General features: G+C 32.5%; 18 protein-coding genes. All 18 read left to right on the top strand.

The window, feature by feature from the left end:
* Nucleotides 1-12: 12 nt before the first annotated feature.
* Nucleotides 13-1,056: a UDP-3-O-(3-hydroxymyristoyl)glucosamine N-acyltransferase gene (gene lpxD / locus BOW57_RS09150; protein WP_089056769.1), complete on the top strand. Its 1,044-nt coding sequence runs from the start codon at nucleotides 13-15 to the stop codon at nucleotides 1,054-1,056.
* Nucleotides 1,049-2,437, top strand: a complete 1,389-nt coding sequence (locus tag BOW57_RS09145) for a bifunctional UDP-3-O-[3-hydroxymyristoyl] N-acetylglucosamine deacetylase/3-hydroxyacyl-ACP dehydratase (RefSeq protein ID WP_089055598.1) — start codon at nucleotides 1,049-1,051, stop codon at nucleotides 2,435-2,437. The genes lpxD and BOW57_RS09145 overlap by 8 nt, the downstream gene beginning before the upstream one ends.
* 72 nt (nucleotides 2,438-2,509) lie before the next feature.
* A complete protein-coding gene (gene lpxA / locus BOW57_RS09140; protein ID WP_089055487.1) occupies nucleotides 2,510-3,295 on the top strand; it encodes an acyl-ACP--UDP-N-acetylglucosamine O-acyltransferase in 786 nt (261 codons plus the stop codon).
* A gap of 92 nt (nucleotides 3,296-3,387) precedes the next feature.
* Nucleotides 3,388-3,954 (top strand): elongation factor P, encoded by a 567-nt coding sequence (gene efp, locus BOW57_RS09135; protein WP_089055486.1) that lies wholly within the window; start codon nucleotides 3,388-3,390, stop codon nucleotides 3,952-3,954.
* A 136-nt stretch (nucleotides 3,955-4,090) separates the two neighbouring features.
* A complete protein-coding gene (locus BOW57_RS09130) occupies nucleotides 4,091-5,020 on the top strand; it encodes a UDP-3-O-(3-hydroxymyristoyl)glucosamine N-acyltransferase (RefSeq protein WP_129053862.1) in 930 nt (309 codons plus the stop codon).
* Nucleotide 5,021: 1 nt separating this feature from the next.
* The gene (locus BOW57_RS09125; protein ID WP_089055484.1) at nucleotides 5,022-5,384 is read left to right on the top strand and encodes a nuclear transport factor 2 family protein; all 363 of its coding nucleotides are present in this window, start codon (nucleotides 5,022-5,024) and stop codon (nucleotides 5,382-5,384) included.
* Between the two features lie 86 nt (nucleotides 5,385-5,470).
* Nucleotides 5,471-6,343: a succinate--CoA ligase subunit alpha gene (sucD, locus tag BOW57_RS09120; protein WP_089055483.1), complete on the top strand. Its 873-nt coding sequence runs from the start codon at nucleotides 5,471-5,473 to the stop codon at nucleotides 6,341-6,343.
* A gap of 145 nt (nucleotides 6,344-6,488) precedes the next feature.
* Nucleotides 6,489-6,917 carry a hypothetical protein gene (locus tag BOW57_RS09115; RefSeq protein WP_129053861.1) on the top strand — a complete coding sequence of 143 codons (429 nt, stop codon included), beginning with the start codon at nucleotides 6,489-6,491 and terminating at the stop codon, nucleotides 6,915-6,917.
* Between the two features lie 328 nt (nucleotides 6,918-7,245).
* Nucleotides 7,246-7,857 (top strand): RNA polymerase sigma factor, encoded by a 612-nt coding sequence (locus BOW57_RS09110; RefSeq protein ID WP_129053860.1) that lies wholly within the window; start codon nucleotides 7,246-7,248, stop codon nucleotides 7,855-7,857.
* Between the two features lie 88 nt (nucleotides 7,858-7,945).
* Nucleotides 7,946-9,058 carry a FecR family protein gene (locus tag BOW57_RS09105; RefSeq protein WP_089055480.1) on the top strand — a complete coding sequence of 371 codons (1,113 nt, stop codon included), beginning with the start codon at nucleotides 7,946-7,948 and terminating at the stop codon, nucleotides 9,056-9,058.
* Nucleotides 9,059-9,366: 308 nt separating this feature from the next.
* Nucleotides 9,367-13,083 (top strand): SusC/RagA family TonB-linked outer membrane protein, encoded by a 3,717-nt coding sequence (locus tag BOW57_RS09100; RefSeq protein ID WP_129053859.1) that lies wholly within the window; start codon nucleotides 9,367-9,369, stop codon nucleotides 13,081-13,083.
* An 11-nt stretch (nucleotides 13,084-13,094) separates the two neighbouring features.
* Nucleotides 13,095-14,579, top strand: coding sequence for a RagB/SusD family nutrient uptake outer membrane protein (locus BOW57_RS09095; RefSeq protein WP_129053858.1), 1,485 nt, complete (start codon nucleotides 13,095-13,097; stop codon nucleotides 14,577-14,579).
* 19 nt (nucleotides 14,580-14,598) lie between these two features.
* A complete protein-coding gene (locus BOW57_RS09090) occupies nucleotides 14,599-15,459 on the top strand; it encodes a putative zinc-binding metallopeptidase (RefSeq protein WP_129053857.1) in 861 nt (286 codons plus the stop codon).
* Between the two features lie 45 nt (nucleotides 15,460-15,504).
* The gene (locus BOW57_RS09085) at nucleotides 15,505-16,857 is read left to right on the top strand and encodes a DUF4302 domain-containing protein (RefSeq protein ID WP_129053856.1); all 1,353 of its coding nucleotides are present in this window, start codon (nucleotides 15,505-15,507) and stop codon (nucleotides 16,855-16,857) included.
* 647 nt (nucleotides 16,858-17,504) lie between these two features.
* Nucleotides 17,505-17,702 carry a hypothetical protein gene (locus tag BOW57_RS09080; RefSeq protein ID WP_129053855.1) on the top strand — a complete coding sequence of 66 codons (198 nt, stop codon included), beginning with the start codon at nucleotides 17,505-17,507 and terminating at the stop codon, nucleotides 17,700-17,702.
* Between the two features lie 84 nt (nucleotides 17,703-17,786).
* Nucleotides 17,787-17,993 (top strand): hypothetical protein, encoded by a 207-nt coding sequence (locus BOW57_RS09075; protein WP_129053854.1) that lies wholly within the window; start codon nucleotides 17,787-17,789, stop codon nucleotides 17,991-17,993.
* A gap of 152 nt (nucleotides 17,994-18,145) precedes the next feature.
* A complete protein-coding gene (gene fabG / locus BOW57_RS09070; protein ID WP_089055474.1) occupies nucleotides 18,146-18,892 on the top strand; it encodes a 3-oxoacyl-[acyl-carrier-protein] reductase in 747 nt (248 codons plus the stop codon).
* A 79-nt stretch (nucleotides 18,893-18,971) separates the two neighbouring features.
* Nucleotides 18,972-20,999, top strand: a complete 2,028-nt coding sequence (locus tag BOW57_RS09065) for a hypothetical protein (protein WP_129053853.1) — start codon at nucleotides 18,972-18,974, stop codon at nucleotides 20,997-20,999.
* Nucleotides 21,000-21,023 lie beyond the last annotated feature (24 nt).

The following is a 21,023-nucleotide window of genomic DNA, read 5'->3' as shown; positions in this document are numbered from 1 at the left end:
ATTTTTGTCGCGATGAAATTTACAGCAGAACAAATAGCGGGAATTTTAGAAGGAGAAGTTGTTGGGAATCCCAATGCAGAAGTTTCTAGGCTTTCTAAGATAGAGGAGGGCGAGGAAGGATCGCTTACTTTTTTGGCTAATCCCAAATATATCAATTACATATATACTACAAAAGCAAGCGTTACAATTGTTAACGACAGCTTTATACCTGAGCAGGAAATTACTACAACTTTAATAAAAGTAGAAGATGCTTATGCTTCTTTCTCTAAACTTTTACATTTTTATAACCAAGTAAAATTGAATAAGAGCGGAATTGAAGCGAACTCTTTTATGACAGAAGGAACTAAATATGGTGAAAATCTATATTTGGGCAGCTTTAGTTATATAGGACAAAATGTTGTTTTAGGTAATAATGTAAAAATTTATCCAAACAGTTTTATTGGTGACAACGTAGTTATTGGTGACAATGTATGTATTTTTGCAGGCGCAAAGATATATTCAGAGACTGTAATTGGAAACAATTGTACAATTCATTCTGGTACTATAATAGGTGCAGATGGTTTTGGTTTTGTGCCAAATGAAGAGGGAGTTTATAGTAAGGTACCGCAAATAGGTAATGTTATTATTGAAGATAATGTTGACATTGGTGCTAATACTACGATCGACAGAGCAACTCTTGGTTCTACAATTATTAGGCAAGGAGTTAAATTAGACAATCAAATTCAGATTGCTCATAATGTAGAGATTGGTAAAAATACTGTAATTGCTGCGCAGAGCGGTGTTGCAGGTTCTACAAAAATAGGCGAAAACTGTATGATTGGCGGACAGGTTGGTATAGCAGGCCACTTAATAATAGGAAACAATGTTAGACTTCAAGCGCAGTCTGGAGTTGCGAGAAACATTAAAGATGATGAAATTCTGCAAGGAACACCGTCACTTGGATATACAGATTTTAATAAATCGTATGTTCATTTTAAAAATTTTCCTAAGATTGTTGCCGAACTGGAAGAATTAAAAAAACAAATAATAAACCCAAAAAATGGAAATAATGGTTAAACAGAAGACCATCAAAAATGAAATTTCACTAACAGGAGTTGGATTACACACTGGAAAAGAAGTTACAATGACTTTTAAACCAGCTCCAATTAATAACGGTTTCACTTTTGTAAGAGTTGATTTGCAAGGTCAGCCAGTCATTGAGGCTGATGCTAATTATGTTGTTAATACACAAAGAGGTACTAACTTAGAAAAATTAGGTGTTAAGATACAGACTCCAGAACACGTTTTAGCTGCATTAGTTGGCTGCGATTTGGACAATATTATTATTGAATTAAATGCCTCTGAACTTCCTATCATGGATGGTTCATCAATATATTTTGTTGAAGCAATTGAAAAAGCTGGAATCGAAGAACAAGATGCCAGCCGTAATGTTTATGTTGTAAAAGAAGTTATCTCATTTACTGACGAAGCAACTGGAAGTGAAATTTTGGTAATGCCAAGTGATGACTATCAAGTAACAACAATGGTAGATTTTGGTACGAAAGTATTGGGTACACAAAATGCGACACTTAAAAGTATAGCTGACTTTAAAAATGAAATTGCTAATTCAAGAACTTTTAGTTTTTTACATGAATTAGAGTCGTTATTAGAGCACGGATTAATTAAAGGTGGAGATTTAAATAATGCAATTGTATATGTAGATAAAGAAATTTCTGAAACTACAATGGCTAATTTAAAGAAAGCTTTTGGTAAAGACGAAATTTCGGTTAAACCTAATGGTGTTTTAGATAACTTGACTTTGCATTATCCAAACGAAGCAGCTAGACACAAACTACTTGATGTTATTGGTGATTTATCTCTTATTGGAGTTCGTATTCAAGGAAAAATCATTGCAAATAAACCAGGTCACTATGTGAATACTCAGTTTGCTAAAAAATTGGCAAAAATCATTAAAATCGAACAAAGAAATCATGTTCCAGTTTATGATTTAAACCAAGAGCCATTAATGGATATCCATAAAATTATGGCAATGCTTCCTCACAGACCTCCATTTTTGTTAATCGACAGAATTATTGAAATGTCTGATCGTCATGTTGTTGGTTTGAAGAATGTTACTATGAATGAAAATTTCTTCGTAGGTCACTTTCCTGAAGCTCCAGTAATGCCGGGTGTTTTAATTGTTGAAGCAATGGCACAAACAGGAGGGATTTTAGTATTAAGTACAGTTCCAGATCCTGAAAACTATTTAACATATTTCATGAAAATTGACAATGTTAAGTTCAAACACAAAGTATTGCCAGGTGATACCTTAATTTTCAAATGTGAGCTTATTTCTCCTATCAGAAGAGGAATCTGTCATATGCAGGCAAATGCTTACGCAAACGGAAAATTAGTTACCGAGGCAGAATTAATGGCACAAATCGCAAGAAAACAATAATAAATAATCAATTTTATTGTTTAGGTTTACTGCCCCAAATTAGATTATTTTAATTTAAAATATAAAACATAGATGAATCAACCATTAGCATATGTTCATCCTGGCGCTAAAATCGCTAAAAACGTTGTAATTGAGCCTTTTACAACAATTCACAATAATGTTGTTATTGGTGATGGTACTTGGATTGGTTCAAATGTAACCATCATGGAAGGTGCCCGTATTGGTAAAAATTGCAATATTTTTCCTGGTGCTGTAATTTCAGCTGTGCCGCAGGATTTAAAATTTGGCGGCGAAGATTCTCTTGCTATTATTGGAGATAATTGTACCATTAGAGAGTGTGTTACTATTAATAGAGGCACAGTTGCTTCTGGGCAAACTATTCTAGGTAACAATTGTTTAGTTATGGCTTATGCGCACATTGCGCACGATTGCGAAATTGGTAACAATGCCATTATTGTAAATGGTGTAGCATTGGCAGGTCACGTAGTAGTGGGTAACCATGCTGTAATTGGAGGTTTAGCAGCTATTCATCAATTTATTCATATTGGAGATCATGCCATGATTTCTGGTGGTTCATTGGTTAGAAAAGATGTTCCGCCTTATACAAAAGCGGCAAAAGAACCATTATCTTATGTTGGAATCAACTCTGTTGGTTTAAGAAGAAGAGGTTTCAGTACAGATAAGATCAGAGAAATTCAAGAAATTTACAGAATTCTATATCAAAAAAATTACAATACAACACAAGCTTTAAGTATTATTGAAGCTGAAATGGAAGCTACTCCTGAGAGAGATGAAATTCTAGATTTTATTAGAAATTCATCAAGAGGAATTATGAAAGGTTATTCAGGAAACTATTAAAAATAAAATTTAATTGTTTATTTGTATAATCGTTTAGTCGAAACAAATAAACGATTAAGCGATTGAAGAAAAATTAAATAAAACAAAAACAAATGGCATCTACATCAGATATTAGAAACGGATTGTGTATTAAATTTAATCACGATATCTATAAAATCATCGAATTTCTTCACGTAAAACCTGGAAAAGGTCCAGCTTTCGTAAGAACTAAATTAAAAAGTTTAACAACAGGGAAAGTATTAGATAATACATTTTCTGCTGGACATAAAATTGAAGATGTTCGTGTTGAAACACATACTTTTCAGTTTTTATATGCTGAAGGTGATGAATTTCACTTCATGAATGCTGAAACTTTTGAGCAGATTTCATTAAACAAGAACATTTTAGATGCTCCAGGATTATTGAAAGAAGGAACAAATGTGATGGTTCAAATTAATACTGAAACAGATTTGCCTTTATCAGTAGATATGCCGGGATCTGTTATTCTTGAAGTTACTTACGCTGAGCCGGGAGTAAAAGGAAATACGGCTACAAATGCAACTAAATCTGCTACAGTAGAAACTGGTGCGTCAGTAAACGTTCCGTTGTTTATCAACGAAGGAGATAAAATTAAAATTGATACAGCTTCAGGTTCTTACATGGAGCGTGTAAAAGAGTAAATTATTAATTAAGATAATTTGTCAATGAGTCAATTAGATAATTTATGAATAAACATAATTTTGAATATTCATTTTCTATTTGACTCATTTTCTAATTGACACATTTTCTAATTGACAAATTTTCTAATTATAAAATATGAAATTTCCAAAAGTTCACTCTTTAGAAGAAATTGCAAATTTGCTTAACTGCAAATTTATTGGTGATAAAAACTTTCCTGTTTTAGGTATGAACGAAATTCATGTCGTAGAACCTGGAGATATTGTTTTTGTTGACCACCCGAAGTATTATGACAAAGCTTTACAATCTGCTGCGACTATTGTTTTAATTAATAAAGAAGTCGAATGTCCAGAAGGTAAAGCTCTTTTAATTTCTGATGATCCTTTCAGAGATTTCAATACCTTAACCAAACATTTTAGACCTTTTCAAGCAACAACTGTATCGATAGCACTTTCTGCGACTATTGGAGAAGGAACTGTTATTCAGCCCAACTGTTTTATTGGAAACAATGTAACTATTGGTAAAAACTGCTTAATACATCCAAACGTTACTATTTACGATCATACTGTAATTGGAGATAATGTTATGATTCATGCAGGAACTATACTAGGAGCAGATGCTTTTTATTACAAAAAACGCCCTGATGGATTCGATCAGTTAATTTCTGGCGGCAGAGTAGTGATTGAAAACAATGTTGGAATAGGAGCACTTTGTACAATTGACAAGGGCGTAACCGGAGATACAACTATTGGAGAGGGAACAAAACTAGATAACCAAGTACATGTTGGGCACGACACAGTTATTGGTAAAAAATGTTTAATTGCTTCTCAAACTGGTATTGCCGGCTGTGTAATTATTGAAGATGAAGTGACTATTTGGGGACAAGTAGGAACAACAAGCGGAATTACAATTGGAGCAAAAGCAGTTGTAATGGGGCAGACAGGTGTTACTAAATCGGTAGAAGGAGGTAAGTCTTACTTTGGAACACCAATTGAAGAATCAAGAGAAAAGTTAAAACAATTAGCCAATATCAAAAAGATTCCTGAAATTCTAACTAAATTGAAGTAATATGTCTATAAAAGAGTTTGTTCAAAAATTTTATAAGTCGGATGCCTTAATTGATAGTGAAATTCTTAAAACGTATCTCCATCCTGAAGTTATATTGGAATGGAATAGCAGTAAAGGATATATTGAGATGAATCATGACTCAATGCTGGAAATGGCCAATGAGCTAAGTCGAGCGTATGTTCGTTCGAAAGTGCGAATCAGCCACATTATTGCTGAGGAAGATCTAGTTTCAGTACGTTATTCTCACTATGTAAAAACAATTGAGAATCCTCGTGAAGAGATGCTGTTGGCGCATTTTTCTGCATTTTGGCAGATAAAAGATGACAAACTTTATAGAGGTTATCAGATGAGTCAATTTTCTTAATATTTTTTTGACAATAAAAGAGGCAAAATACATTACAAAACCTTATTTTTGCAACACAATTTTAAAAACTACATAAAATATATATCATGAGTGTTTTAGTTAATAAAGATTCCAAAATAATTGTTCAAGGATTTACAGGGAGCGAAGGAACTTTCCACGCTTCTCAAATGATTGAGTACGGTACTAATGTTGTTGGTGGTGTTACTCCGGGAAAAGGAGGAACGAGCCATTTAGATCGTCCAGTTTTTAATACAGTAAAAGACGCTGTTGATCAAGCTGGTGCTGATACATCTATCATTTTTGTACCGCCTGCTTTTGCTGCAGATGCAATTATGGAAGCTGCTGACGCTGGAATTAAAGTAATTATTGCTATTACAGAAGGAATTCCTGTAGCAGATATGATTAAAGCAAATAATTATGTTAAAGAAAGAAATTCTAGATTAATTGGACCAAACTGCCCAGGAGTTATTACTCCAGGTGAAGCTAAAGTTGGTATCATGCCAGGTTTCGTTTTCAAAAAAGGTACAGTTGGAATTGTTTCTAAATCAGGAACTTTAACTTACGAAGCTGCTGACCAAGTTGTAAAACAAGGTTTAGGAATTACTACAGCTATCGGAATTGGTGGAGATCCAATCATTGGAACTACAACTAAAGAAGCTGTTGAATTATTAATGAATGATCCTGAAACTGAAGTAATCATTATGATTGGTGAAATTGGAGGTCAATTAGAAGCTGATGCTGCAAGATGGGTAAAAGCTGATGGTAACCGTAAGCCAGTTATTGGTTTTATCGCTGGAGAAACTGCTCCTGCTGGTAGAACAATGGGTCACGCAGGTGCTATTGTTGGTGGTTCTGATGATACAGCTGCTGCTAAAAAACAAATTATGAAAGACAACGGTATTTATGTTGTTGATTCACCAGCTGAAATTGGTAAAAAAGTAAAAGAAGTACTTGGATAATCTTCAAGTTATTTAAAATAACAAGTTCCAAAAAAGTCTCAATATTTTGTTGAGACTTTTTTACATTTTTAAAATGTTGGAATATAAATTAAAAATTTAGCAACTTTGTGCCTCAGTACATTAGAAGCTTAAAAATAAAAAAACGATGAGTAAAGAATTAGAAAAGTTTAAATCAAGTAATAGTTTCACTTTTACTGTAAATGATAGTTTAGAAGAAGTTTGTAATGCTCCTGAAGGCAGTGCTGGGATTTTTGTAGTTTATGAAATTGACGGAGATTCAAAAGAATTAATCATGGTAGGTTCTACAGGAACTGTGCAAAACGACGGAACACTTAAAAGCAAAAGCGGAGGATTATACGATAAAATTGTAAATGGACATCAGTTTGCAAAAACTGGAAGAAAATACTCTTGGCCGGCGCAAATGAAATTAGAAAATATCTCTGTTTTGGAAGTAGTTTGGTATGAAACTTTTAATGCAGATGTAAAAGCGATTCCAACTGCTGTTGAAGGGCAGGTTTTACAAAATTTTCTAGATGAAAACGGAAAATTACCAAGATGGAATGTAGCTTTCTAAAAGCAATTTCTTAATGTAAATTGGCAAAGCCTTACTTTTTAGTAAGGCTTTTTTATTGAGCTTATATGAGATTATTTAGAGTAGTAAAAATCTTATTTTTTGCTATTATGGAAGAATAAATATTTTTTTAACATTTATTTAAGAACGCTGATGCAGTCTAAGTTAAGGATAGTTTCTGTATTAAGAAACCGCTTCGTTTTTGTAAAATAATTGGTTTTAAATATTTGCTTTTATATATTTAGCGAACAAAATAAAAATTTAATGTTAAAATAATGTGTTCTTTGCATTAATAAAAAATGTCTTCTTGTTTAGATAATAATTATCAATTATGAAAACCCGAATCTTACCAGTCAATTCTATTGATGACAATACACTTTGGAATGATTTAAAAATAGGAGATGAAAAATCATTTTCACTGCTGTTTGAAAGACACTACAGCGATTTGGTGAGTTACGGGAACTCGCTTTCTCCATATGCAGAAAAAGTTCAGGATTGTGTGCAAGATGTGTTTACAGATATTTGGCTTTATAGAAATTCATTGGAAGGCTCAGTTGTTGTAAAAGCTTATTTGTTATCAAGCGTAAGAAAGAGAATTGCTCGATTGTACGAACGTGATCATATTTTTAGAAAAACGGCAAGCACAGATGCTGTTGAATTTTTATTAGAATTTGCCGTTGATACTGAACTTTTAGATGATGATTATGCTACAAAAGAAAAAGTGATTCATTTGAATAAATTGCTTAACGAATTACCTCCAAGACAAAAAGAAGCTCTTTATCTGCGTTATCATCAAGGTCTTAGTGTTGAGCAAATTGCCGAAATGCTGGATATTAATTACCAATCTGCAAATAACTTGCTGCACCGTGCTTTACTTACTCTTCGTAAAGAATGGAAAGGCAGTTTAACTATTATTACAATACTGTTTTCAAGCACTTTTTAAATAAAGTAAAAAAAATAAAAAAAAATCACAATTTAGTGAGTATATAATAAGAAAGCTGTCCTCTATGTTTTTGTAACCTTATTTTTAGATGCAAAAACGTAACACATATACCGAAATAGAAGATTTTTTATCTGATGAATCATTTCAATCCTGGATTCTGTTTAAAATAGATCAAGATGGATGGGAGGAATGGACCTTAGAAAGTCAACAGAGAGCAAAACTGGTTGAAGATGCCAGGTTAATGCTTCTTTCTATGAAGGTTCCCGAAAGTGAACTTACAAAATCTGATATTCACAGAGCGTTACAAGACACTTGGATAAAGATTCGTGAAAAAGAATCTCAAAACGCACAACAAGATTCAAAAACTACTTTTTTTAGAAGATATCTTCTTTCAGGAATTGCGGCATCTTTTCTTTTATGTTTGATGTCGGTTTGGTGCTACAATCAATATTTTAAATCCGAAAGCAAAATAGTTACTTACAAAGAACTTATCGATGATAATAATGAAGGTTTGGTAGAACAGACTAATAATTCTAATAAACCGCAAATTATTACATTATCTGACGGCAGTTCTGTTTTGCTGCAGCCAAATAGTAAATTAAGTTACCCTAAAATCTTTACCGGAAACGAAAGAAAGGTGTATTTATCCGGCGAAGGTTTCTTTGAAATTAGTAAAAATCCTCTTAAACCTTTTTACGTTTATGCGAATGAGATTATCACAAAAGTTGTGGGAACTAGTTTTAGAGTTAAAGCTTATTCTGATCAGCCTGATGTTGAAATTCTTGTTCGTACCGGTAAAGTTAAGGTAAAGTCGAACGATATGATTTCTAAGTCAGATCAGCAAGAGATTGTATTACTGCCAAATCAAGCTTTGCGATTTTTACGAAATGATTTGAAATTTAATAAAATAACAGATATTACTCAAGATGTAGTACTTGCTAAAAGTGTTGGTAATATCGAGCAGTTAAGCTTCGAGTTTAACGATATTCCAGTTTCTCAAATTTTTGAAACGATCGAACAAGCTTATTTAATAGATATTGATTATCCAAAAGATAAATTAAAAGATTGTCATTTAACCACTTCATTGAGCGATCAGCCTTTAACCGAAAAATTAAAAATTGTTTGTAAAAGCATCGGTAATAGTACAAGTTTTGAAATGAACGGAAATCAGATAATTATAACATCCCAAGGCTGTAATTAATCTTTGAATGCAACTGTAATTGCATTTAAATGTTTTGTCACTAATGGTAAGTTTTTCGATGTAAAAACTTTCAGTTAGAGAATTAATTGTAGTTTATTTCATATCTAAAAATATAAACCAAAAAAACAAAAACTAAACCAACCAAAAAAAATGAAACTGCCTATGTGAAAAAGAATGTTGTAAAAAAAAAGTGCCGCGATGCTGTAACATCACGACACTTATTAAATTGAATTTTCTCTCTGTAAAGAGTAATTCATTCGTTTCTTAGAATACACTCGAATAAGTATTAATCAAAACAAATCAAAATTATGAAAAAACCAGTTGTTAAACAACGATTACTCTATAGAATCATGAAAATAACACTATTTCAGTTTGTCTTAGCACTTGTATTTTCAAGCTTTGCTATGGCAAATAATGTAAATGGGCAAAAGAAATTAGATACAAAAGTTACAATTACAGTTGAGAATTTGACTCTTGATAGCGCTTTGTCTAAAATCGAAAAGTCTGCACATGTAAAATTTTCGTATAATTCAAGACTTCCTCAATTGAGCCGAAAGGTTAGCATTGAGGCAAATCAAGAGACTTTATCTAGTATTCTTAGTAGAATATTAGTGCCTTTTAATATTGCATTTTCAGAAGTAAGTAATCAAATTATCTTGCAAAAAACGACAAGTGAAGATCCGTTTGCAAGTGCAGATAATCATGATTCACTTTTTGAAGTATTAACGGCAGGACCAATTATCAAGGGAAAAGTAACTGATGCCAGCGGAAGCCCTCTTCCTGGTGCAACAGTATTGGTAAAAGGAACAAAAACTGCTGTATTAACAGATTTTGATGGTAATTTCTCTATCGAGATGCCTTCAAACTCAGATAAACTTGTTATTTCTTACGTTGGTATGGAAACTAGAGAAATAGGTATCTCTAATACTACACCAACAATTGTTCTTAGTGAATTAGGACAAAACTTAAAAGAAGTTGTTGTAACTACAGGTTACGAGAAGACATCAAAAAGAACCTTTACAGGGGCGATCAGCAAAATTTCTGGTGCTGAATTGAAAGTTGATGGTGTTGTTGACGTAAGCAGAATGATCGAAGGAAAAGCTGCAGGGGTCACCGTACAAAATGTTACAGGATCTTTTGGTACTACTCCTAAAATTACGGTACGTGGATCATCTTCTATTTTTGGAGATACAAAGCCATTATGGGTAATTGATGGTGTTGTACAGGAAGACATCATTAATGTTTCATTTGCTGATTTGGCTTCAGGAAATTCATCAACATTATTAAGTTCATCTGTTGCGGGTTTAAATGCAAACGATATTCAAAGTATTGAGATTCTTAAAGATGCATCTGCAACTTCAATCTATGGTTCTAGATCGTTAAACGGAGTTGTAGTTGTTACAACTAAACAAGGACGTAGAGATTCTCCGCTAAAAGTAACTTATTCTGTCGAAAATACGGTAAGAACTGTACCTAGTTATACACAATACGATATCTTAAACTCTCAAGAGTCAATGAGTGTTTTTCAAGAAATGAAACAAAAAGGATATCTTGATTTAAGTTCTTCATATACAGGTAGATTTGGTGGTGCTTATAATATTCTTGCAAAAGAGATTAATCGCTATAATGATTCAAATGGTCAATTTGGAGTTAAAAACGACCAGCCAAATATCAACCAATTTTTAAAGAAATACGAATTAGCAAATACAGATTGGTTTGGTGTTTTATTTAGACCATCTATTACTCAAAACCACTCTTTAAGTTTTTCTGGCGGTGGAAAAAATAATACTTTCTATGCTTCATTAGGATATTATACAGATCCAGGATGGACTATTGCAGACAATGTAAAACAATTGACATCAAACATAAAAGGAACTTTTTTTATAAACGACAGATTAAATATTACGTTATCTACAATGGGTTCGGTGCGTGATCAGCAGGCACCAGGATCTTATGAGAGTCAAAAAGATGTTGTTTTTGGTAAAGTAAACAGAGATTTTGATATCAATCCATTCAACTATGTTTTAAGTACAAGCAGAACTTTAAGACCTTATGATGATAATGGTAATTATGAGTACTACCAAAATAACTGGGCACCAATGAATATTGTAAATGAATTGGCTAATAATACATTGGATATAAAAGTAAATGATATTCGTTTTCAAGCTGATTTAGATTATAAAATCAATAAACATTTGACGTATAATTTAACAGGTTCTGCTCGTTATGCAAATACTTCAAGAGAACATAAAATTTACGAAAATTCAAACGTAGTTGCTGCATACAATGCAGGTGTTGGAGATAATGTAAATACACAAATACAAAAAGAAAACGTGTTTTTATATCAAGATCCAAACGATTTAACAGCTCCAAAAATTTCTGTTTTACCAAGTGGAGGATTCTTAAGAAAATTCACAAACGACATGACTTCTTATAATATTAGAAATAGTGTTACTTACAGAAATACATTTAATGAAAAACATGAAGTAGAAGGTTTTTTTGGTACAGAGCTTAGATCTGTAGATAGAAACAATGACAATTTTACAGCTGTTGGTATTCAATTTGACAAAGGATTAACTTCATTTATTGATCCTAAAATAATTGAGAAAATTGTAAATGGAGGAGACTCATACTACGATTTTGGTGCTGAAAGAGAGAGAACTGTTGGTTTCTTTGGAAAAGTTGGATATACTTATGATCGTCGTTATACAGCTTCGTTAACAGGTCGTTACGATGGATCTAACAGACAAGGTGATACAGGATCGTCAAGATGGTTACCAACTTACACAGTAAGTGGAAAATGGAATGTTGCTGAAGAAAAATTCATGAAAAATGTTGAGTCTATCAATACTTTGGCATTAAGAGCTTCTTATGGACTTACAGCAACAGCTGGCCCAGCTACAAACTCATTGGCAATCTATAAAAGTTTTATCACAGACCGTTTTAATCTTTCGGATAGAGAAAATGCAATCCGTATCGAAGATTTACAAAACAAAGATTTGACATGGGAAAAACAATATGAAACTAATATTGGAGTAGATTTAGGGATGTTCAATAACAGAATACAATTGACAACAGATATCTACAGCCGTAAAGCGTTTGACTTAATAGATTATGTAATTACTTCTGGTGTTGGCGGACAATCTGTTAAACAAGGTAATAATGCCGATATGGAAACAAAAGGTATTGAGCTTGGATTCACTACTCAAAATATTATAACTGACAGCTTTAAATGGTCAACAACATTGAATTTTTCAGTTTACGATCAAAATATTACAAAATTAGCAAACAAACCATCAGCATTTGATTTAGTTGATTCTAATGGAGGAAATACAGTAGGACATCCTAGAAACTCAATCTATTCTTATCAATTTACAGGATTGAATAATCAAGGATTGCCAACTTTTATTTTGCAAGATGGAGCAGAAAATAATATTACAAAAGCAAACTTTCAGGATACTAACGATGTTATGAAATATCTTAAGTATGAAGGATCTATCGAGCCAAATAAATCTATTGGTTTTGCAAATACATTTACTTATAAAAACTGGTCATTATATGTTTTCATCGTAGGATCAGGAGGAAATAAAGTACGTTTAAATCCAGTTTATAGTAATGAATATAACGACTTAACTGTCTTTACTAAAGAATTTACTAATAGATGGATTAATCCTGGAGACGAGAATGTTACAAATGTTCCTGTCATTGCTGATAGAATATTAAATAGAAATTACGGAGAAAACGATTTACAAATTGCATACAATACCTATAATTTTTCTGATGTAAGGGTTGCTGACGGTGATTTTGTGAGATTGAAAAATATTTCGCTTAGTTGGGAGTTCCCTAAAGATTTTAAAAGAAAACTAGGACTTAGCACTTTCACTTTAAAAGGATCAGCTGTAAATCCATGGTTGATTTATTCTGATAAAAGATTACACGGACAAGATCCTGAGTTTCGTAATACAGGAGGAGTTGCTTTCCCAATCACTTCTCAGTATACATTTACTTTAAATGTTTCATTATAATAAGATTAATTATGAAAAATATAAAAATAGCATTTTCATTACTATTAGTAATTAGCATTAGCAGCTGCGATGATTTTCTTTCAGAAGTACCAGATAATAGAACGCAAATAAATACACCTGAGAAAATTTCAGAGATATTAGTAACAGCTTATCCTAATGCAACATATATGGGGATCGCAGAGACAATGTCTGACAATGTATTTGATAGTGCGCTTCCAAATTCAGACTTAGATAATAAGCAAAGTTACAACTGGGAAATGCAAACTCAACTTGGTATTGATACCGAAGAGGCTTTCTGGAGTGCATCTTATAAAGCAATTGCATCAGCAAATCAAGCATTAGCAGCAATTGAGGAGTTAGGTAGTCCAGCTAGTTTGAATCCTCAAAAAGGAGAAGCATTAATAGCAAGAGCTTATTCTCACTTTATGTTAGTTTCATTATGGTCAAACAGATATAATCCTGCAACCGCAGCTACAGATTTAGGTATTCCGTATGTTACAAAACCAGAAGGAGCCTTATTAGCGCAATACAAACGTAATTCTGTAAAAGAAGTTTTTGATCTTATCGAAAATGACATTAATGAAGGAATGAAATACGTTACTAGTGATTATAAAGAAGTAAAATATCACTTTAATGTTACTGCAGCAAAAGCTTTTGCAAGCCGTTTTTATTTAGTTAAAGGAGATTGGAGTAAAGTACTGGAATATACAAAAGACTTAGGTACGAGACCAGCTGGACTTAGAGATTATGCTGCTTTTAATGCAGTTCCTTATGAGGAAATGCCTATAGAATATTCTAGAGCGGAGCAAGTAGCTAATTTGTTAGTAGCCTATCCAAATTCAACTTGGAGAAGAAGTTTTTCTTATAGATTTACTCTTGCTGGAAACAGATCAGATGAAATTTTAGGAACAGCAACTAATATTTATGCTAAACCTTGGTTAATTCGTGCAGCAGGTCAATATAAAGGAGGACAAACAGTTTTAGTGCCAAAACTTTATGAATATTTCAAAGTTACTAATCTGACAACAGGAGTTGGAGAGCCTTTTACAAGTACAGTGCTTTTTAGTAACGATGAGTTTTTCTTAAACAGAATCGAAGCTCATGTGATGAATAATCAAATTGCAGAAGCTAACGCTGAATTAGAATATTTCCTTGGAACTAAAACATCAGGATATAATCCAGCTACAGATAAACTAACAGAAGCTAAAGTAGTAGCAAAATACCCTGTTATTGCTAATGAGTTTACTCCTTTTTATACTTTAACGCCAGTGCAGGCATCTTATATAAAAGCAATTGCAGAAGCTAGAAGAAGAGAATTTTTACATGAAGGTTTGAGATGGTTTGATATCAAACGTTTTAATCTTGTGGTAACACATGATACGTTTGAGTTTGGAAAAGTAGTGAGACATAACGTTTTGGAAAAAGACGATAAAAGAAGAGCATTACAAATTCCAGCTAGAGCATCTGATAATGGAATAGAAAAAAATCCTAGATAAAAATTTAATTTTAACTATTATGAAAATATTAAAAAGATATAAAGCGATTGCATTAATTACAACATCATTGTTGTTTGCTGCCTGCGCACATGAAGATCAGCCAACAGAAAGTCAATTAGATTTTTCGCAGAAAAATAAAACAGAATTAGACAAGTGGATTGATACAGGTTTTTTAGATCCTTACAATATCAAAGTGTATTATGAATGGAATCAAAACCTTGTAGATAATACTCGTTATTTATTTCCGCCGACTATTGATAAAGTGAAACCAGCTCTAGAAGTAGTTAAAAAAATCTGGATAGACAGTTACACAACTATTGGAGGTGCTAATTTCGTAAAGAAAATTGCTCCAAGAGAATTTGTTCTGGTAGGAGGGATGAACTTAAACACAAATGGTACAAGAACATTAGGATTGGCTGAAGGAGGTCAAAGAGTTACTCTTTTTCAAGTAGATTATCTTAACAAAACAAGCAGACCAGATGTTACCGAGTTTATTCATACTATTCAACATGAATATGTACACATTTTAAATCAAACTAAACCTTTTGACGAACAGGCTTGGGCAAAATTAACACCAAGCGGTTATACAACTAGCTGGTATGTTGAAGAAATTGAAGATTCTAGAGAGTTAGGTTTTATAACAAGCTATGCGAGATTAAATATTTATGAAGATTTTGCAGAAACAGCTTCTGTAATTTTAACAAGTTCTAAGGCCGAGTATGCTGCAATTCTGGCAAGTATTACTGATCCTGTTGGTAAAGCCAATATTCAAAAGAAAGAGGCTATTGTTGTACAATATTATAAAGATGCTTTTAATATGGATTTTTATGCTCTAAGAGACCAAGCGCAAAAAAATACAGATGCTGTAATCGCAAACTAGGAGTATTAATAAGGAGCATTAATTAATGTATTAAAAATTGATATTATGAAATTAAAATATATATATAAGTATTTGATAGTTGCTTTTGTGGCAATACTATTAGGTGCGTGTACAAGCACGGAAGCTGACGAGAAATTTGAGCAGACACCTACTGAACGTTTAAATATTCAGAAAAAAGAACTAAATGATTTATTGCTTTCATCTGCAGAAGGATGGAAAGCCGTTTATTATACAGATAGTACACAATTAGGAGGCTGGACACATTTGTTTAAGTTTACTCCTGACGGAAAAGTAGACATGGCATCAGATTTTGATGACGATACGGCTGTCTATAAAAGTCAGTATGAAGTTCAGTTAGGAAGTACAGTAAGTTTAGTATTTACAACAGGCAATAGAATACATCTTTTATCTGAATCTAATAATTTTCCAACAGCAGCGCTTTTTGGTAAAGGATATTTAGGGGATTTTCAGTTTTTCTATTACGGTCAAAAAAATGGAGAAATTATTTTTAGAACCAATAGAAATTTTCATGAATTAAGATTTGTAAAAGCTAAGCCGCAAGATTGGACTGATTTACAAAAAAATACACCAATAATCGAAGCAATAACAGGAAACATAACAAGTCCTTTATACAGATTATTGGTAGTAAATGATGGTTCTGCTATACAAAATTATCAGTTTGATTATAACTCTGACGCTCGCTTTGGTACCGCAGCATCTTTAGCGCCTGGTTCTAATGGTGTTCTAAATTTAGCATTAGCATTTACACCAACAGGTGCTACAGTAAAACCGGCATTAGTAGTCAAAGGCCAAAGTTTAACAAATTTTGTATACGACAGCGCAAGCAATACTTTTATTGCAACTGGAACAGGTGGAGTATCTGCAACAATTAAATTTACAACAGTTCCTCCAATTTTAACAGATGATTACAAAGTTGCTTTCCCAGCTGCAGGAAGCCCGGCAAATGCATTTGGTTATATAGCACCAAATTTAACCGAAGCTCCTACGAATTCGGAACTTTTCAAGGCACTTTTAGCTGAAGTTAATGCATCACTTCCTGCAAACCAGAAAGTTTCGCGTATTCAATTTAGTTTTTCTCCAGGCGGAGTAGGAGAGATTATTTATCTTTTTACAGGTGGAAAACCTATTATTTACCATAGAGTTAGTATTACGGCAGATGCAGCGAACAAAACGATAATTCTAAAAAATACATTCTGGCATAATGGTTCAGCAATTACACCAGCGCCTGCATTCCTAAAAAATCTAGATGATAAATTACTTGATCCTAAAGGATTGTATGTTAAAAAAGAAAGCTTCAAGTACAATGCGTCAAATGCAATTTACACTTTTTCAGGAGCTTCAAGCGGATTTAGATTAACGACTTATGCATTTCAATAATTTTTAACTTTTATATATTTTGAATAAAAGGCAGCTCATCTTTTGGGCTGCTCTTTTAAACAAACTCGAATAAAGAGATATAAAGGTTTAATTTTTAGAATTAAAATCTAATAATTTAAAAATTCCGAATATGTTGAAACAGTATCTAACGTTACCTAGTATTATTTCATTATTTCTGATAGTAATGGTTTTGATAGTATCACTAGTTTCTCCTGAATACATAAGGTATTCTTATTATGGGGCAATAGTGATAATGATTCCATTTATAATTTTTGATCTTATAAGAAAAAGAAAAGAGGATAAAATAGATGGTACAGAATACTTTAAAATATCAGTTTACAATATTTTCATTGCGGCAGCAATGATGGTAGTTTTGTTTTTTCTCATTAACTCAAACTACCCTTCACAGTTTTAATTTTAGTTTTACTTTTTTGTATTTTGGATAAAAAGCAGTTCATTTTTTTGAACTGCTTTTTTTTATATTTTAAGAATAAGATTATATTTTTTTATTTAAAAAGAAAATATATTCTTATATTTATAACTGAGAATGAGATAGATATGTCTTTTTCTTGGTCTGGAACTCAACAGACTTAAAAAGATTGAGAACAAAAACATCAAACAACCTAATTATTATGTTAAAAACAATTTTGATTTTTTCAGGGTGTGAAGTATTAAGTAGAGAAGAACAATTAAATATTACAGGAAAAGGCGACTCCTATCAAGTTCCCAGATGTGATCGCTATGCGCCACCAAATTCAAATCCTATAGACTATCCAAATTATCCATGTGCAGATCCACAACCAGATTGCAGGATTACAATAGATGGAACTGTAATCTGCGGTTAAATAAAATTATCTTACTATTTAAAGATAAAGTAGTTAAGAAATAAAAAAGAATAGAGTATACTAATTTCAAATAACCTAATTATTATGTTAAAAACAATTTTAAATTTTAAAGGAGTTGAAGTATTAAGTGTAAATGAATTAAAACACACCGTTGGCGGACTTGAGAGATGTATAGTATCTTGGTCGCCATATCCTTATAATGGTCCATGTATTATGCTTCCGCCTATAGAGCCAGCAGAACCAAGAGAGCCAATTTGCAGAGCTACAATTGATGGTATAGAGTGCGAATAAAAAATATTTTCAAACCGTTTCAGAAACTATTGAAACGGTTTTTTTGTTTTTAAGTTAAAGCCCATTCCATCCCAAATTTTTCATCACAAATTTTATTAAACGCCCAAATAATCTATATTTGTATTTCAAAAAATAAAAACGAATACTTCAATATGAAATTACTAGAAGGAAAAGTAGCAATCATTACTGGCGCGAGTCGAGGAATTGGAAAAGGAATTGCAGAAGTTTTTGCTAAACACGGAGCAAACGTAGCATTTACATATAGCTCATCTGTAGAATCTGCTCAAGCTTTAGAAGCGGAGTTAAATGGTTTAGGTGTTAAAGCAAAAGGTTACAAGTCTAATGCAGCCGATTTTAATGAAGCACAAACTTTTGTTGATGCAGTTTTGGCTGATTTTGGTACAGTAGATATTTTGATTAACAACGCAGGAATTACAAAAGATAACTTGTTAATGCGTATGTCTGAAGCTGATTTTGATCAAGTAATTGATGTAAACTTGAAATCAGTTTTTAATATGACAAAAGCAATTCAAAAAACGTTCTTGAAGCAGCGTGCAGGTTCTATCATTAATATTAGCTCTGTTGTAGGAGTTTCTGGAAATGCAGGACAAACAAATTACGCAGCATCAAAAGCTGGTGCAATTGGTTTTACAAAATCAGTAGCTTTAGAATTAGGATCACGTAACATTCGTTGTAACGCAATTGCTCCAGGTTTTATTGAAACAGAAATGACTGCAAAATTACCAGAAGATGTAGTAAAAGGATGGAGAGACGGAATTCCGTTGAAACGCGGAGGAACTACTGAAGATGTAGCAAATGCTTGTCTTTTCTTAGCATCAGATATGAGTGCATACGTTACAGGACAAGTTCTTAATGTTTGCGGAGGAATGCTTACTTAATATGATAATTGATTATGGTTTGTTGTTTATTGTTCAGAACCAAAAACGATAAACTAAAAACGATATACCAAAATAAAATATGACTACAAACACGATTTTATTATTATTGCTTTCTTTAGTAATAGCGGGTGGGTTTTCGTATTTTCAATATTTTTTTAAAGCCAAAAACAAATCGAATCTGATTTGGTTTTTGGCTTTTTTACGTTTTCTAGCCATTTTTGGATTATTGGTATTACTTATAAACCCTGTAATTTCAAAAAGTTCGCTGGAGATTACCAAAACACCTTTGGCAATTGCTGTCGATAATTCAAGTTCAATAACCGCATTAAAAGCAGACAAAAAAGCAGTTGAATTATATCAAAAGCTAATTTCAAATCCGGCATTAAAAGAAAAATTTGATATTCAATCCTATCAATTCGATGCCGATTTTAAAACGTCAAATAAATTTGATTTTAGCGGTAAACAAACCAATCTAGACGAAGCAGCAAAGAATTTAAAAAGCATCAATAAAAATCTGATTTTCCCAACTGTAATTATTACGGATGGAAATCAAACTACAGGAAACGATTACGTATATCGATTTGATCCTGTCAATAAAGTTTATCCTTTGGTTGTGGGAGATACAACCACTTTTCTTGATTTAAAAATAAATCAGTTAAACGTAAATAAATACGCATTTCATAAAAATAAATTTCCTGTAGAAGTTTTTCTTCAATATGCAGGTGACAAATCTACAACTGCCGATTTTACAATTTCGCAGGGAAACACAGTTGTCGCAAGAGAGAAAGTTTCTTTTTCACCCTCCAAAAAAACAGCAGCATTAAATTTACTTTTACCAGCCGATAAAGTAGGACTTCAAATATTTAAAGCCAGTATTTCTTCAACAGCGAAAGAAAAGAACAGCTATAATAATATCAAGAACTTTGCAGTAGAAGTAATTGATCAAAAATCTACAATAGCAATTGTTTCAGCCATAAACCATCCTGATGTCGCTGCTTTAAAACGCTCAATCGAAGTTAATGCGCAGCGTAAAGTAATTTTGGTTAAACCAAATGATATCAGCCAGCTGCAAGATGCATCAGTTTTAGTTTTATACCAGCCAACATCAGCTTTCAAAGCTGTTTTTGACAATAATAAACAAGCCGGAAGAAACACATTTATTATTACAGGAAACAATACCGATTTTAATTTTCTAAACCAGCAGCAAAATAATCTGGTTTTTAAAATGAGCGGACAAGTCGAAGATTATTTATCTGAATTTCAGTCACAGTTCAATTTATTTGCGGTTGATAATATTGGTTTCGAGAATTTCCCGCCATTGCAAAATTTATTCGGAACAATTTCAACAAACGGAAATGTATCCGTTTTACTTTCTTCAAAAATTAGAAACGTTTCTACAAATGCTCCTTTGTTGGCTTTTGCCGAAAATCAAGGGAAAAGAACTGCCTTTCTTTTAGGAGAAAACAGTTGGAAATGGCGTTTGCAAAGTCATATAGATAATCAGTCGTTTGAAAAGTATGATGTATTTGTAGATAAAATAATTCAGTATTTAGCCACATCAACATCAAAGAAATCCCTTGTTGTAGCACATGAAAGTTTCTATAATTCAGGAGAAGAAATTATAATCAATGCGCAATATTTTAATAAAAACTATGAGTTTGATGAAAAAGCAAGATTAACAATCACTGTTACAAATGCCGAAACCAAGCAAGTAAAAAACTACGATTTATTAAAAGGAAACAATTCTTTCTCCGTAAACTTAGAGGGATTAACCGCAGGAAAGTATAATTTTACAGTAAAAGAACTAAACTCAAATACATCATATTCAAGTCATTTTGAAATTTTAGATTTTGACATTGAGAAACAATTTGTAAATCCTGATGTTGCAAAATTGAAACAATTAGCCTTGCAAACCAACGGAAAAGCGTTCTTCGAAGATCAAGCTGATGATTTGATTCAAGAGCTTTTAGAGAATAAAGAATACAAATCGATTGAAAAAAACGTTTCAACAAAAACTCCAATAATTGACTGGGTTTGGTTATTGGTTTTAATTACGGCTTTGTTAACGACGGAATGGTTTGTTAGGAAATATAATGGGTTGTTGTAGCTTGTTGCCCCGAATTGATTAGTT

Origin of the sequence: Flavobacterium sp. YO64 (assembly GCF_004119505.1) — a bacterium.
In the GTDB taxonomy this organism is placed as follows: domain Bacteria; phylum Bacteroidota; class Bacteroidia; order Flavobacteriales; family Flavobacteriaceae; genus Flavobacterium; species Flavobacterium oncorhynchi.
This window is presented reverse-complemented; position numbering and strand designations above follow the sequence as displayed.

What these genes read in the sequence shown, in the direction of transcription:
- sucD (WP_089055483.1), top strand. Translation starts at nt 5,471, where the DNA reads ATGAGTGTTTTAGTTAATAAAGATTCCAAAATAATTGTTCAAGGATTT.
- BOW57_RS09065 (WP_129053853.1), top strand. Translation starts at nt 18,972, where the DNA reads ATGACTACAAACACGATTTTATTATTATTGCTTTCTTTAGTAATAGCG.
- BOW57_RS09090 (WP_129053857.1), top strand. Translation starts at nt 14,599, where the DNA reads ATGAAAATATTAAAAAGATATAAAGCGATTGCATTAATTACAACATCA.
- BOW57_RS09085 (WP_129053856.1), top strand. Translation starts at nt 15,505, where the DNA reads ATGAAATTAAAATATATATATAAGTATTTGATAGTTGCTTTTGTGGCA.
- BOW57_RS09125 (WP_089055484.1), top strand. Translation starts at nt 5,022, where the DNA reads ATGTCTATAAAAGAGTTTGTTCAAAAATTTTATAAGTCGGATGCCTTA.
- BOW57_RS09145 (WP_089055598.1), top strand. Translation starts at nt 1,049, where the DNA reads ATGGTTAAACAGAAGACCATCAAAAATGAAATTTCACTAACAGGAGTT.
- lpxA (WP_089055487.1), top strand. Translation starts at nt 2,510, where the DNA reads ATGAATCAACCATTAGCATATGTTCATCCTGGCGCTAAAATCGCTAAA.
- BOW57_RS09100 (WP_129053859.1), top strand. Translation starts at nt 9,367, where the DNA reads ATGAAAAAACCAGTTGTTAAACAACGATTACTCTATAGAATCATGAAA.
- BOW57_RS09095 (WP_129053858.1), top strand. Translation starts at nt 13,095, where the DNA reads ATGAAAAATATAAAAATAGCATTTTCATTACTATTAGTAATTAGCATT.
- BOW57_RS09105 (WP_089055480.1), top strand. Translation starts at nt 7,946, where the DNA reads ATGCAAAAACGTAACACATATACCGAAATAGAAGATTTTTTATCTGAT.
- fabG (WP_089055474.1), top strand. Translation starts at nt 18,146, where the DNA reads ATGAAATTACTAGAAGGAAAAGTAGCAATCATTACTGGCGCGAGTCGA.
- lpxD (WP_089056769.1), top strand. Translation starts at nt 13, where the DNA reads ATGAAATTTACAGCAGAACAAATAGCGGGAATTTTAGAAGGAGAAGTT.
- BOW57_RS09110 (WP_129053860.1), top strand. Translation starts at nt 7,246, where the DNA reads ATGAAAACCCGAATCTTACCAGTCAATTCTATTGATGACAATACACTT.
- BOW57_RS09130 (WP_129053862.1), top strand. Translation starts at nt 4,091, where the DNA reads ATGAAATTTCCAAAAGTTCACTCTTTAGAAGAAATTGCAAATTTGCTT.
- BOW57_RS09075 (WP_129053854.1), top strand. Translation starts at nt 17,787, where the DNA reads ATGTTAAAAACAATTTTAAATTTTAAAGGAGTTGAAGTATTAAGTGTA.
- BOW57_RS09115 (WP_129053861.1), top strand. Translation starts at nt 6,489, where the DNA reads ATGAGTAAAGAATTAGAAAAGTTTAAATCAAGTAATAGTTTCACTTTT.
- efp (WP_089055486.1), top strand. Translation starts at nt 3,388, where the DNA reads ATGGCATCTACATCAGATATTAGAAACGGATTGTGTATTAAATTTAAT.